Source organism: Mycobacterium sp. MAA66, from assembly GCF_041261665.1.
Classification (GTDB): domain Bacteria; phylum Actinomycetota; class Actinomycetes; order Mycobacteriales; family Mycobacteriaceae; genus Mycobacterium.
In genome coordinates, this window is record NZ_JBGCCC010000002.1 from 21381 (window position 1) to 34975 (window position 13595).

The following is a 13595-nucleotide window of genomic DNA, read 5'->3' on the forward strand; positions in this document are numbered from 1 at the left end:
CCAACGGGCGGCAGCCTCCCGCATGACTCTCGTCGCAGCCTGTCAGCATGTGCTGACATTGTCAGCACATGCTGACAGCTTCAGATCGCAAGTACTACCGGACAGCCGGACTCAAGCTGTCAGATGATCCGGCAACGACGCCAGCACTGCCTCCGTATCAGCTCCCAACTCCGGTGCCGGCCCGGCCACCCGGCCCGGCGTACGTGAAAACCAGGTCGGCACACCGGGAAAACGCACCGGACCGTACTTGGTCTCGACTGTCTCGAACAACCCGACGGCATTGAGATGCGGATCGTCGAACAACGCATCAGGTGATTGGATGGGCGCCGCCGGAATCTCCAACTCGCGGAACAGCTTCAGCCACTCGGCCGTCGTTCGCGACCGAAGAGTCTGCGCCACCAGCCCGTACACCACATCGATCTGCTTGGCGCGCTGCTCCAGGGTGTCAAAAGACGCGCTGCGCCACGCGGGCTGAACCGCTGAGACAAACGCGGCCCATTGCTTGTCGGTGTAGATCAGCGCGGCGACCTGCCCATCTTTGGTCTCGTACGGCCGACGGTTCGGCGCGACGGTCCGCGGGTAGACGGCCGGCCCGAGCGGCGGCGAGAACATGGCACCGTTCGCGTGCTCGACCAGCATGAAGGCAGCCATGGTCTCGAACATACTGACCTCGACCTCCTGCCCCTCCCCGGTACGCTCGCGGTGGAACAGCGCCATCGTGGTCGCGTAGAGGGCCGTCATGCCGGCGACCTTGTCCGCCATGATGGTGCCGACGTACGTCGCATCGCCGGTAAGTTGTTGCTGCACAGCAGGAATTCCGCATTCGGCCTGGATGGTGTCGTCGTAGGCGGGCCGGTCCGCATGTGGGCCGCGCCGTCCATAGCCATAGCAGTTGGTGTAGACGATGTCGGGTTTGATCGATGCCACCGCCTCGTAATCGAACCCGAGTTTGGCAATTGCCTTGCCGCGCATCGAATGAATGAAGACGTCGGCATCGGTGATCAGCGCACGCAACGCCTCACACCCCTGGACGGTCTGCAGATCCAGCACCACGCTGCGCTTGCCACGGTTGACGTTGACAAACACCCCAGACATTCCGGGCGCGGGGCCCACGGAGATGTAGCGGGTGTTATCTCCCTGCGGTGGCTCGATTTTGATCACATCGGCACCCATGTCGGCCATGATCTGGGTGCAGTACGGTCCCATCACCATCGCGGTGAGGTCGACGACGCGAATACCCTGCAGTGGACCGCTACCCATGGTCGGCCATTCCGAAGCTGTACCGGATGTGGTCGGCGTGTGCACCGGGCACAACGGGGAACTCCAATGACTCCCGCATATCCCGGATCTCAACTGCAGCCGCGGCCACCTCTTCGAGGCTCCACGACGGCCGATACACACCGGGGCTCTCCATGATGGCCGCCCGCGCCACCCGGCCCGCGATGGCGATCAACATCTCGCCTGTCACCGAACAACTTTCATGCGAAAGCCAGCCGACGACTGGGGCTACCAATTCCGGCCCCATCGGCGGGTAGGACGAGATGTCAATCCCCTCAGCCATTCTGGTAATCGCCGACGGCACGATGACATTGCACTTGACACCACAGTCAGCACCTTCCAGGGCCACCACATTCGAAAGGCCGATCAGACCTGCTTTGGCCACGGCGTAGTTGGCGACGTCGTGGTTGCCGTACAGGCCGCCGATCGACGAGGTCAGCACCACCCGCCCATAGCCGGCGGCCTTCATCAGCGGAAAGGCCGGGCGCACAACGTGAAACGCGCCACGCAGGTGCACATCCAGGACGGACTCGAAATCGTCATAGCTCATGTCTGACAACGACGCCCGCCGCACCGTACCCGCGTTGTGCACCAGCACATCGACACCACCAAACTCGCGGACCGCGGTATCGATGATCGCCTGGCCGCCTTCCGGCGTCGCCACCGAATCGCCGCTGACAACCGCATGCCCACCGGCCGCACGGATCTCATCCACCACCCGCTGTGCCGGAGCGGCATCCGAACCAGAGCCGGTCACGCTGGAACCCGAGTCGTTGACCACCACCCGCGCACCGCGCGCTGCCAGCAGTAGGGCGTACGAGCGGCCCAGCCCGCGGCCGGCGCCAGTGATGACGGCGACGCGTCCGTCGAAGCGCAGTTCATCCGCTGGTGACGAAGCCATCCAGTCCACCCTCATTCCGCCATGCTGCCAGCAGGTCGCCGAACGCGTAGAACCCCGGCCCATACGGCTCACCGAGGTGGCTGCGCAGCCCCTCGTCACCACCACCCTCGTTGTTGTAATAGCCCGGCGTGCATTGGGCGTCGAACGCCGAGTTGTCGATGTAGTTGTCCTTGATGGCCTGGCACCAACGGTCTTGGGCGGACTGACTGGGCTCGACGGTTGTCAGCCCTCGATCCAGCGCCTGGGCGATGATGTACGCGATGTGCTCGCCCTGCAGTTCGTAGTTCGCGGCGATATTGGCCGAGATGCCGACCTGGGTGAAGCCGGTGAAGAACTGGTTGGGGAATCCCACGCTGGTCATGCCGTGCAGTGTCTTGTAACCGTCAGCCCAATTGTCGTAGAGCGACAGGCCGTCTCGCCCTTTGATCGAATCGATCGAGTAACGCCTGCTGATCTCCGTGGTGATCTCGAAGCCGCTGGCGAAGATGATGCAGTCGACCTGGTATTCCCGCCCGCCTGCAACGATCCCGTCGGCGGTGATCCGTTCGACGCCTTTGGCATCGGAGACATCCACCAAAGTGACATTGGAACGGTTGAAGGTCTGCAGATAGTCGTCGTTGGAACATGGCCGTTTACACAGGAATCGGTAGTACGGCTTGAGGCCCTCGGCGGTGTTCGGGTCGTCCACCAAGTCCGCAATGCGACGCCGAAGCCGCTCCATGAGCTTGTAGTCCTCTTCCTCGCGCAGTTCCATGAACTGCAGCGGGGTCATGGACGCCGGGTCCGGCAACGCGAGCACGCGCGCCGCGGTGTTACGGCCCAGCTCGGTCCAGAAATCGCAGACGTAGTCCGGCTGGCCCAGCGCCATGCCTTCGAAAGTCCACGCGTGAAAGTTGCGCTGGCGTTCCTTCTGCCAACCCGGCCGGAGGGTCTTGACCCATGCCGGGTCGGTCGGGGTGTTGTTGCGCTCGTCGACGGTGGACGGAGTGCGCTGAAACACATAGAGGTGCTGAGCATCTCGACCCAGGAACGGAACCAGCTGTACGCCGGTGGCGCCAGTGCCGATCAGCGCGACCTTCTTGTCGGCCAGCCCGATCAGGTTCCCCGAGGAGTCACCGCCGGTGTAGTCATAGTCCCACCTCGACGAGTGGAACATCTGGCCCCGAAAGTCGCCGATACCCGCGATGCCGGGCAGTTTCGGCCGGTTGAACGAGCCCGAACCCAGCACCACGAATCGTGCGCGGATGTCGTCGCCACGGTTGGTGCTGATCCGCCAGCGTTCGATGCTGTCATCCCAGGCCAGATCCTTGACCTGGGTCGAGAAGATGGCGCCGTCGTACAAGCCGTAGTGCTTACCGATATTTCGGCAGTGCTGGTAGATCTCCGCGCCGTCGGCGAACTTCTTGCTCGGCATGAAGTTCAGCTCTTCGAGCAGCGGTATGTAGCAATATGATTCGTTGTCGCACTGAATTCCGGGGTAGCGGTTCCAATACCAGACGCCGCCGAAGTCCCCACCCATCTCGATGATGTGGACGTCCGCCACCCCGGCCTTCTTCAGGTAGGCAGCGGACAGCAGGCCGGCGAAACCACCGCCGAGAACTGCCACATCCATGTCGGTGTCGATGACGTCGCGCTCGACGAACGGGGTATGCGGGTCGCTCTCGCCGTAGGAGGCGAACCGATCGGCGGTCTGGATGTACTGCTTGGAACCTTCCTTGCGCAGCCGCTTTTCGCGTTCCACGCGGTACTTCTCCCGCAGCGCGTCGATGTCGATATCGGCGGGCGTGTCTGTGGGGCCACACGCCGTCATGCGTTGACGTCCTCCGGCAGAACCGAGCTGTGCAGTGGGGCGGGCATGTTGTGCACCGCCGGCAGCACTTCGGCCGCGAACAGCCTGACGCTCTCGAAGGCCGATTCATATGGCATGGTGCCGAACTGCGGGACGATGGTGACCTCGGAGAACGAGCATGCTTCCTGTGCGGCCCTGAGCTTTTCGAACACCACGTCCGGGGTTCCGATCAACAGGTTGGAGGCATGATAGCCAGGCGGTCCCTTCTTGTCGCCGGGCTTGGGGCCGCCGCTGCCGTCGCCCTGGACCGACTCCGCCAACAGCGCCGTCGCGGTCGCCTCCCGGTTGGCGTAAGCCTCATATCCCTTGACGCCCTTGAAGTTCGATGCGTCAGCGAAGCCGTAGTGCACGTTCACGTCGCGGTTGGCGGTCCAGATCCACTCTTCGGTCTCGGCCACCTGGGCTTCCTCAGGTACGCAGTACATGAACATGACGTTCTTCGGCTGGCATGGGCCGAGCCCCTCCTGCGCGCGGAAGGTATTGACCTTCTTGACTTCTTCCCCGGCGTCCCAGATCGGCTTGTTGCCGACGAATAGCGGGACCAGACCCTTGCGGGACAACAGCTCCAGTGATTCCGGCGTGGACGACGAGCTGTAAATCCGGTCGAACAGGTCGGTGCTCATCGGCTCTGGGCGCAGCGACATCTCTGGGAAGCTGAAGATCTCGCCGTCGTAGGAGAACCGCTCACCGGAGAACGCCAGCTTGAGGATGTCCAAGGTCTCGTTGAATCGGTCGCGACTCTGCTCGCGCGGCACGCCGACTGCGTCGAACTCCGCCTTGGATACCCCGCGCCCCAGGCCGATGGTCGTATAGCGCCCGCCCGACACGATATCCAGGTACGCGATCTGGGTGGCCAACCTGATCGGGTTCCACCACGGCGCCACCGCGACGAAAGTACCCAGGTTGACCCGCTCCGTGCGGCCGGCGAAATAGGTCAGTGCCTGAATCGGGTTGGGCGTCATGCCATATGGCGTGCCGTGATGCTCGGGGAACCAGATGCCGTCGAAGCCCAGCGGCTCGGCCATGTCGCCGAGAGCCAGCGCGGCCTGCACGCATTTGTAGTCGGGGGTCTGCGGCGGGGTGCTGAAATCTCCCGCCAGGACGCGCTCCCAGTCGCGGGAGTTCTGCGCCCCCGTACCCAGATTGACCTTCATGTATCTCTCCTCACTGAGCGATTTCGGCGTGTTCGGGGGCGTCCAGCACCCACCGGCACGCGGAAATCACGAGATGTCGCGGGGTTCACCGGTCCCCATGTATTTGGAAAGTTGGTAGTGCAGGTTCACCGTGCTGCGCTCGCGGTACGGGTTGGGCTTGGTGCCCGGGAAACCCAGCGACTTCATGCCCTGCTGCACTGCCGCCATGTTCGAGAAATCCTGCGGCAGCACCGACAGCCAATTCGGGCTGTCCGCCGGGGTGTATACCCATTCCGTCTGTGGCTCTGAGCCTTTCGGATACAGCTCGAACACCGACACCTCGAAGATGCACTTGTCCGGGTGGTAGCTCGGGTCGGGTCGGGCTCCGTAGCACAGGGCGCTGGTCAGGCCCTGACCGATCTGGAAATTCGGGAACAGCTGCCACGCGGTGCCGCTCTGGCCCAGGATTTCGGCCGGGATGGTCGGCCAGATCACTCCACGCGCTTCATCGTCCGTGCGTGCCGAGGACAACCAGTGCTCCAGCACCTTGTCGGCGGGCGTGCCCTCGGGTAGCTCGTCGACCAGACGCAGTGCGGCATTCACCAGCGTCTTGGTGGTGGTCGCGTTGGTCTCTTCCATGGTGTAGACCTGCATCTCCGCAGTCGAGATGCGGGGGTCCCCGGTGCCCAACCGGATCTTGGACTTGGTCTCGGCCATGTCTTCAGGCGCGTCGTAGCCGATATTGCTGTGCCGCCCTTGAGCTTTCGCCCAACCCTTGAATTCGCCGAACCGGTTGAACTCGGGATGGGTGGTGAAGACGTGGTACGTCTCGTTGAAGGCCTCCATGGCGACCTTCCAGTTGCAGTCGAAGTGCAACCATTTGCGCCACTTGTAGCGCATGTTCTCCAGGCCGAACGGGTCCAAGATCTTGGCGGCCGGGTAGAGGAAGTCGGCCAGCGGCTCGCAATCGGGGTCCATGTTGATCCACAGCCAGCCGCCCCAGGTGTCCACCCGAACCGGCGCCAGCCTGGTGTTCGTCGGGGTCAGAACCCCTTGCCAGTCATCCTTTTCCCGAATGTGTGTGCAGACGCCGTCCAGACCGTAGGTCCAGCCGTGAAAGCCACAGACGAACGACTTACGCGCCCGGTCACACGCATTCTTCGCGCCGGCACGCGTATCGACCAGCCGCCGGCCACGGTGCATGCAGACGTTGTGGTGCGCGGCAAACTCATTCGGACCGGTCCGGACGATCAGGATGGAATCGTCGAGGATGTCATAGGTCAGGTAGCTGCCGACCTCCGGGATGTCCTCGACCCGCCCGACCTGCTGCCACACCCTGCGCCAGAGCCGATCCCGTTCCGCCCGTGCGTATTCCGGTGACGTGTAGGCCTCCACCGGGATGGTCGTCGGGTGGGACAGTTCTTCGCTGTTCACCATTGCTTGATCGCCTCCCGAAAACCCTGATCTTTCAAGAACAGTGACGTGTTGTCCGCTGCCAGGTGGCTCCACTTCAGGTTGAGCCCGCCGTCGACCAGCAGGGTCTGGCCGGTCACGTAGGTCGAAAGGTCTGACAGCAGAAAGACGATCGCGCCCGCGATCTCCTCGGGGGTGCCGCGCCGTCCCATGGCGATGGCCTGGCGGTCCCGGTCCTCGTCGTCGTCGACGTAGGTGCGCGAGGCCGGGGTCGCGGTCACACCCGGCGCGACCGCATTGACCCGGATTCCGGACAGCGCCAGCTCGACGGCCATCGTTCGGGTGACCGCGACGAGAGCGGCTTTGGCGGTGCCGTAGCCGATGTGCAACGGGGCGGTGTTCATCCCGCTGATCGACGAGATCGATACGATCGACCCCGGCCGTCCCTGTGTCCGAAGCTCTGCGGCCACCGCCTGACTCATGAAGAACATGGTCTCCAGGTTCTGACTGAACAGGCTCCGCCAGTCCGCTCGCGACACCCGAGTGGACGGCATCCAGGTAGCCGGCTCGGCGCCGCCGGCGACATTGACCAGTCCGTGCAGCGGCCCGGCCCCACGTGCCGCCGCCAACGCCACGGCAATGCCCGAGTCAGTAGCGGCGTCCGCGGCCACCGGTACCACCGGCAAACCTTCCGCGACGATGGGCCCGATGTGGGTATCCAGGTTGTCCTGCGAACGACTCACCGCAACCACGATCGCTCCGGCGTCGGCCAGCAACCTGGTCACCGACGTGCCGATGCCACCACCGGCCGCACCCGAGACCACGACCACCCGACCGCCGAGGTTCAGCAGGTCTGTCACCACCCACTCCGGCCATTTGTACGGACATGAAAACGCTGTGCTCTCATCGGAGAACAATATTCTCCTAGGTAACTACCCGCGTCAAGACTCAAAATGAGGTTTACGAACCACTATTGTCTGGACCACTAACCGTTGCTAACGTCCGACCGGTGAACAGCGCTTCGACGACGCGTTACCCGGCGACACCCCAGGCTGCCGACGGCTGGCGGCTCGACCGGATCGCCGCGCCCAGTCGACTGTTCGGTGCCAATGGGCTGCGCACCGGACCAGACGGTCGCGTGTACATCGCCCAGGTCACCGGCAGCACCATCAGCGCACTCGACGTCGACACCGGCGACTTGGAGACCATCAGCGCCAAAGGCGGCGACATCATCGCGCCCGACGACGTCGCCTTCGGCGCCGACGGCACGCTGTACGCGACAGAGGTGATGGACGGGCGGGTCAGTGCCCGCGACACCAACGGCCGCTCGCGCGTGCTGCGCGACGACATGCCCTGCGCCAACGGCATCACCGTCCACCAGGGTCGGCTGTTCATCAACGAATGCCGCGAGGGCGGAAGGCTTTTCGAGATGGATCTGGCCGGCGGTCCACCGCGGCTGATCACCGAAAACCTGCCCTCCCCCAACGCCATGGAGGTCGGCCCCGACGGCATGCTGTACTTCCCCGTGATGGGCGCCAATCAGATCTGGCGGATCGATCCGGACGGCGGCGAAACCCAGGTGGTAGCAAGCGATCTCGGTGTTCCGGACGCGGTGAAGTTCGATGCCGACGGATTCATCGTCTCCACCCAGGTACACAGCGGCCAGGTGCTGCGGATCGACCCGAGCACCGGATCGCAGACGGTGCTCGCCAACCTCGCCCCAGGCCTGGACAACTGCACCTTCGTGGACAATCGGTTGTTCGTCTCGAATTTCACCGGCTCGATCACCGAAGTGCTGGGCGACGGCGGCGCGCGCGACGTACTGCCCGGCGGGCTGAACTGGCCACTGGACCTGACCATCGGCACCGACCGGCGACTCTACGTCGCCGACGGCACCTACCTCTATGCCCTGGGCCGCGACGGCACGCTCGAAACCGTCGCGATGCTGTTCACGCCCGGCTACCCGGGCTTCATCCGCGGCGTGACGGTCTCGGGATCCGGTGAGTTCGTGGTGGCCACCTCCGGCGGTCAAGTGGCCCGCTACCGGCCGTCCCTCGGTGAAACCGATTATCTGGCAGACGGTTTGGACCAGCTGTACGGGGTCGCGGTCGACGGCGACCGGGTCTTGGCGGTCGAGCAGGGCACCGGAAGGCTGCTCTCTGTAGTGGCAGGCGTCGAGGTGGTCACCTCCGGACTCGACACACCCGTCGGCGTGGCCGTCGGGCCCGACGGTCCGCTGGTCTCAGAAGTCGGTCGGGTCGTGGCCGCCGACGGCACCCCCGTGGTCGAAGGCCTGCTCACGCCGCAGGGCATCGCGGTGCGCGACGGGGTGCTGTACATCGTCGACGCCGGAGCCAAAGAAGTGGTGGCCGTCGACCTGGGCACCGGGACGCGTCGCACCCTCGCATCGGGACTGCCGCTCGGGGCACCACCCGGGGTGACGCCAAAACCGTTGCGCGGCATGCCCCCGTTCTCCGGGCCGCAGGGGCCGTTCGCCGGTATCGCCGCCGCGTCCGATGGCACGCTGTATGTCTCGGCCGACGGCGACGGCAGCATCCTGGCGCTGTGTCCAGTTTCTGGCCTGCCGGCCAATCCGGAGACGTGATCATGTCCGAACCAACCGATCACCGTTACCTGCAGGTGGCCCGCACGTTGCGCAAGGAGATCGTCGACGGCGTTTATCCCGTCGGCTCTCAACTACCCACCGAACATGAACTGTGCGAACGGTTCTCGGTCAGCCGATACACCGTGCGCGAGGCACTGCGCCGACTGCGTGACGACAACCTGGTGTCCTCCAAGCCACGCGCAGGCACACTCGTGGTACCGCGGCCCACGTCGAACTCCTATGCCCAAGACGTCATGTCGATCAACGACCTCTTGGCCTGGGCCGCCGGGGCCGAGCTGGAGATCGAGTCGACGTCGATGGTGACGATCGACAAGCCGCGGGCCGAACGCAGTGGACTGCCGCTGGGCACCCAGTGGCTGGCGGTCAGCGGTCTACGCCGAAGCGCCCATACCGAACTGCCGGTGTGCCGCACCGACTACTTCATCAACCGGGCGTTCGCGGCGGTCGGCCGGATGCTGCCCCGACACACCGGACCGATCTTCCCACTGATCGAGGACCTGTTCGGGGTGAACATCACTGAGGTGCACCAGGAGATCGCCGCCGTGATCGCCACCTCCGATCTCGCCGCCCAACTGCAGATCGCTGAAGGTGCTGCGGCCCTTGAGGTTCGCCGTTCCTATTCCACCTCCGACGGCGAGATCGCGCAGGTGACCATCAACACCCATCCCGCCGCGAGGTTCCGGCACACGATGACCATGCGGCGCGTGAAGAGCTGACCGTGATCCTCTCCGAGGCCCTCTGCGCGGCCGCCACCCAGACCCCGGACCGGGTGCTCGTCATCGACGGCGCGGACACACTCGACTGCCGTACCCTGCTGCAGCGGGCGAACGGTCTGGCACAGGCGCTGCTGGCACGTCTGCAGGTCGGCAGCGTGGTGTCATTCATGCTGCCCAATTGGCATGAGGCCGCGGTGATCTATCTCGGCGCAACGTTGGCCGGCATGGTGGTGAACCCAATCCTGCCGTCGTTACGCGAACACGAGCTCAGCTATATCCTGGCTGACTGCGAAAGCCGGATTATCTTCATTCCCAGTACTTTCCGCGGACATGACTACCCCTCCATGCTCATCAGCGTCTGCGCCGGCCTGCCGAATCCGCCCGAGGTGATCGTCGTCCGCGGTGACCAACCGTGGGCCACCTCTCCGGTACACACCGACCTGCCACAACTCGATCTCGACGACGTCCGGATGGTCCTGTACACCTCGGGCACCGCCGGGAAGCCGAAAGGGGTTCTGCACAGCCACCGTTCCCTCGGCGCCCTGATTGCCCAGCTGCACCAGCACTGGCGCGTCGAACCTGGCGATACCTTCCTGGTGCCATCCCCTGTCGCGCACATCGGCGGGTCGATCTACGCCTTCGAATGCCCACTGCTGCTCGACACCACCGCGGTATTGATGGACCAGTGGGACGCTGCCGCGGCTGTCACCCTGATGACCGAACACCGCTGCACCCATATGGCCGGTGCCACCCCTTTCCTGACCGGCCTCCTGGCCGCGGCCAAGAAGGCACTTTCCCGTCTGCCTGACCTGAAGGTCTTCATCTGCGGCGGGGCCTCGGTGTCGCCGCAACTGATCCGCAGCGCCGCAGCATATTTCGACAAGGCCATCGTCACCCGGGTCTACGGCTCAACCGAGATCCCGGTGACCACCGTGGGTGCACCCGATGATCGCGAGCGAGCCGCGGACACCGACGGACGGCCCGGCATCGCCGACGTCAAACTGGTCGACGGCGAGATCCGCGTCAAGGGTCCGCAGATGCTGTTGGGCTATCTGCATCCCGAGGACGACGCTCTCGATGCGGACGGCTACTTCCGGACCGGTGACCTAGGACGGTGGACCGACGACGGGTATCTGGTGGTCACCGGTAGGGCCAAAGATCTGATCATCCGCAACGGGGAGAACATCTCGCCCAAGGAAATCGAGGACGTACTGGCCGGGCATCCCGACATCGACGAGGTCGCCGTCGTCGGGCTGCCCGATGAACGGACCGGCGAACGCGCGGTGGCGGTAGTGATCACGGCTGCCACGATCACCGTCGCCGACCTGCGGCGCTATCTGACCGAGCGCGGCGTCGCCAGGTTCAAGATCCCTGAGCAAGTCGAGATTTGGGATGCGCTTCCGAAGAACGACGCCGGCAAGATACTCAAGCAGCAGATCCGAACGGAGTTGGCCGCATGCCAGTAGCCATAGTGACGGGGGCGAGTAGCGGAATCGGCCTCGCCTGCGCCAAACGCCTGGCCGCCGAGGGAATGTCCGTACTCGGCACCGGCCGCGATGAAGTCCGGCTGGCCGACCTCGCCTCGGAGCGGATTCACACCCTCGCCGTCGATCTGACCGACGACGACGGGCCCCGCCGGATCGTCGACGAAACGCTGAAGCGTTGGGGCCGCGTCGATTTCCTGATCAACAACGCGGGTCTCGGCAGCCCCAAGCCACTGCACGAGACCGACGACGAAACCCTGGACGAATTCCTGGGCGTGATGCTGCGGGCCCCGTTCCGGTTGGCACGCGAAGCCATCGGCCACATGGGACCAGGGTCGGCGATCATCAACGTCACGTCCACGTTCGCGGTAGTCGGCGGGCTGCGAGGCGGCGCGTATTCGGCGGCCAAGGGTGGGCTCACTGCCCTGACGACCCACATCGCCTGCCAGTACGGCGCGCAGGGAATTCGCTGTAATGCGGTGGCGCCCGGGGTGACTCAGACCCCGATGGTCGCCCAGCGCCTGAGCGACGAGCGGTTCCGCAAGATCACCACCGAGATGACGCCGCATACTCGCCTCGGCACCGTCGATGACATCGCTGCGACGGTGGCCTTCCTGTGCTCGGAAGGCGGCAGCTTCATCAACGGCCAGACCATCGTGGTCGACGGCGGTTGGAGCTCCACCAAGTTCCTGTCCGAACGCGCGCTGTCCTCGGAATGGGTTGACAGGTGAGTCTTTTCGGAATACTGGACAACGCCGCCGCCCGCTTCGGCGATAACCCTGCCGTCTTTCTCGGCCAAGAGCAACTGCACACCTGGGCCGAACTCCGGGATCGCGCCCTGCGCCTGGCTTCCTCCATCCGAGAGACCCTTCCGGCGGGTTCCAGGATCGCGGTCGCCTCGGAGAACCGCCCGGAAGTCATCGAGTTGATGTTCGCCGCCTGGGCTGCCGAATGCGTCGTCGTGCCGATCAACTACAAGCTGCACGCCCTCGAGATGCAGCAGATCATCGGTGACTCCGGCGCCGAGTTGGTGTTTGCTTCTCCCAAGGTCGCCGTCGGCCTTGACACCACCGAAGTGATTGGCAGCGAGCTGTACTCGCAGCGGCTCGCCCGCCGCCCCGCGACGCCGCCGAATCCCGCTCCGGACGCGCTGGCCTGGTTGTTCTACACCAGCGGCACCACCGGTAAAGCCAAGGGCGCCATGCTCAGCCACCGAAACCTGACGGCGATGGCCGTCGCGCACCTGGCCGACATCGATGCCCCCGACGAGAACTCGAGCCTGATACACGCGGCACCGATGTCGCACGGCTCGGGCTTGTACGTCCTGCCCTACGCGCTGCGCGGCGCACGTCAGGTGGTGCCGGCATCCGGCTCATTCGCCCCAGACGAGTTCCTGGATCTGTGTGGCCAACACCCGTCCTGTAGTTCCTTTCTGGCACCGACGATGGTGGCCCGGCTGGTTCGCACCGGCCGGCCACGGCCCACGCAGCTGCGCACCATCGTCTACGGCGGCGGACCCATGTACGTCGAGGATCTCAAGCAGGCCACCGAGTCGTTCGGCAGGATCTTCGCGCAGATCTACGGCCAGGGTGAGACACCGATGACCATCACCGGATTGTCGGCCGCTGGTCATTGCGACGCCTCGGACGCGGTGCTCGGCTCGGTCGGCGTCCCTCGCTCCGGTATGCAGGTGTCGGTGATCGACACAGACGGAACCCGTTGCGAAACCGGTGAGGTCGGTGAAATCGTGTGCCGCGGCGACTCCGTGATGTCGGGCTATTGGAACAACCCGACTGCCACCACCGAAACCCTGCGCAACGGTTGGCTCTACACCGGCGATATGGGCTCCTTCGATGCCAACGGATACCTGACGCTGAAAGATCGCTCCAAGGATGTGGTGATCAGCGGCGGCAGCAACATCTATCCGCGTGAGGTAGAGGAGGCACTGTTGAGCCACGACGCGGTGGTCGAGGCGTGCGTGGTCGGCGCGCCCGATCCGGAATGGGGTGAAGTCGTGGTGGCCTTCATCGTCGGCCAGGCAACGCCCGGTGAATTGGACAGCCATCTGCTCGAACGTATTGCCCGGTTCAAGCGCCCCAAACGCTACGAGTTCGTCGACCAGCTACCCAAGAACAGCTACGGCAAGGTGCTCAAGCGAAAGCTACGTGCCCAGCTGATCGGGTAGACATGACGTC

11 protein-coding genes are annotated in these 13595 nt (G+C 64.6%); 5 read left to right on the forward strand and 6 right to left on the reverse strand.

The annotated features are described in order from the left end of the window. Window positions 1-111: 111 nt before the first annotated feature. From ABIA30_RS06630 to ABIA30_RS06655, 6 genes are all read right to left on the reverse strand, one after another. Window positions 112-1260 carry a CaiB/BaiF CoA transferase family protein gene (locus tag ABIA30_RS06630; protein ID WP_370063427.1) on the reverse strand — a complete coding sequence of 383 codons (1149 nt, stop codon included), beginning with the start codon at window positions 1258-1260 and terminating at the stop codon, window positions 112-114. After that, the gene (locus tag ABIA30_RS06635) at window positions 1253-2179 is read right to left on the reverse strand and encodes an SDR family NAD(P)-dependent oxidoreductase (protein WP_370063429.1); all 927 of its coding nucleotides are present in this window, start codon (window positions 2177-2179) and stop codon (window positions 1253-1255) included. Before ABIA30_RS06635 ends, ABIA30_RS06630 begins: the two co-directional genes overlap by 8 nt. Then, on the reverse strand, window positions 2157-3989 hold the full coding sequence (locus ABIA30_RS06640) for a flavin-containing monooxygenase (protein WP_370063431.1): 1833 nt from the start codon (window positions 3987-3989) through the stop codon (window positions 2157-2159). The genes ABIA30_RS06635 and ABIA30_RS06640 overlap by 23 nt, the downstream gene beginning before the upstream one ends. Next, complete coding sequence (locus tag ABIA30_RS06645; protein WP_370063432.1) at window positions 3986-5182, reverse strand: LLM class flavin-dependent oxidoreductase; 1197 nt, start codon at window positions 5180-5182, stop codon at window positions 3986-3988. Before ABIA30_RS06645 ends, ABIA30_RS06640 begins: the two co-directional genes overlap by 4 nt. A 66-nt stretch (window positions 5183-5248) precedes the next feature. After that, entirely contained in the window at window positions 5249-6598 is a 1350-nt protein-coding gene (locus ABIA30_RS06650) for an SRPBCC family protein (protein WP_370063434.1), read from the reverse strand. Further along, window positions 6592-7437, reverse strand: a complete 846-nt coding sequence (locus tag ABIA30_RS06655; protein ID WP_370063436.1) for an SDR family NAD(P)-dependent oxidoreductase — start codon at window positions 7435-7437, stop codon at window positions 6592-6594. Before ABIA30_RS06655 ends, ABIA30_RS06650 begins: the two co-directional genes overlap by 7 nt. A 146-nt stretch (window positions 7438-7583) precedes the next feature. On the opposite strand from ABIA30_RS06655, the gene ABIA30_RS06660 reads away from it, so the two are divergent. Genes ABIA30_RS06660 through ABIA30_RS06680 form a run of 5 tightly spaced genes read left to right on the forward strand, consistent with a single transcriptional unit; the run spans window position 7584 to window position 13585 of the window. Further along, on the forward strand, window positions 7584-9179 hold the full coding sequence (locus ABIA30_RS06660; RefSeq protein ID WP_370063438.1) for an SMP-30/gluconolactonase/LRE family protein: 1596 nt from the start codon (window positions 7584-7586) through the stop codon (window positions 9177-9179). Between the two features lie 2 nt (window positions 9180-9181). Then, window positions 9182-9916, forward strand: coding sequence for a GntR family transcriptional regulator (locus ABIA30_RS06665; RefSeq protein ID WP_370063440.1), 735 nt, complete (start codon window positions 9182-9184; stop codon window positions 9914-9916). Beyond that, complete coding sequence (locus tag ABIA30_RS06670) at window positions 9913-11382, forward strand: AMP-binding protein (RefSeq protein WP_370065420.1); 1470 nt, start codon at window positions 9913-9915, stop codon at window positions 11380-11382. Before ABIA30_RS06665 ends, ABIA30_RS06670 begins: the two co-directional genes overlap by 4 nt. Then, the gene (locus ABIA30_RS06675; RefSeq protein ID WP_370063442.1) at window positions 11373-12131 is read left to right on the forward strand and encodes an SDR family NAD(P)-dependent oxidoreductase; all 759 of its coding nucleotides are present in this window, start codon (window positions 11373-11375) and stop codon (window positions 12129-12131) included. The genes ABIA30_RS06670 and ABIA30_RS06675 overlap by 10 nt, the downstream gene beginning before the upstream one ends. Beyond that, complete coding sequence (locus tag ABIA30_RS06680) at window positions 12128-13585, forward strand: AMP-binding protein (protein ID WP_370063444.1); 1458 nt, start codon at window positions 12128-12130, stop codon at window positions 13583-13585. The genes ABIA30_RS06675 and ABIA30_RS06680 overlap by 4 nt, the downstream gene beginning before the upstream one ends. The last annotated feature ends 10 nt before the right edge of the window (window positions 13586-13595 follow it).

Bases quoted from the DNA above. Each gene is read 5' to 3' on its own strand.
- ABIA30_RS06640 (WP_370063431.1), bottom strand. From the start codon at position 3,989: ATGACGGCGTGTGGCCCCACAGACACGCCCGCCGATATCGACATCGAC.
- ABIA30_RS06645 (WP_370063432.1), bottom strand. From the start codon at position 5,182: ATGAAGGTCAATCTGGGTACGGGGGCGCAGAACTCCCGCGACTGGGAG.
- ABIA30_RS06635 (WP_370063429.1), bottom strand. From the start codon at position 2,179: ATGGCTTCGTCACCAGCGGATGAACTGCGCTTCGACGGACGCGTCGCC.
- ABIA30_RS06650 (WP_370063434.1), bottom strand. From the start codon at position 6,598: ATGGTGAACAGCGAAGAACTGTCCCACCCGACGACCATCCCGGTGGAG.
- ABIA30_RS06665 (WP_370063440.1), top strand. From the start codon at position 9,182: ATGTCCGAACCAACCGATCACCGTTACCTGCAGGTGGCCCGCACGTTG.
- ABIA30_RS06630 (WP_370063427.1), bottom strand. From the start codon at position 1,260: ATGGGTAGCGGTCCACTGCAGGGTATTCGCGTCGTCGACCTCACCGCG.
- ABIA30_RS06675 (WP_370063442.1), top strand. From the start codon at position 11,373: ATGCCAGTAGCCATAGTGACGGGGGCGAGTAGCGGAATCGGCCTCGCC.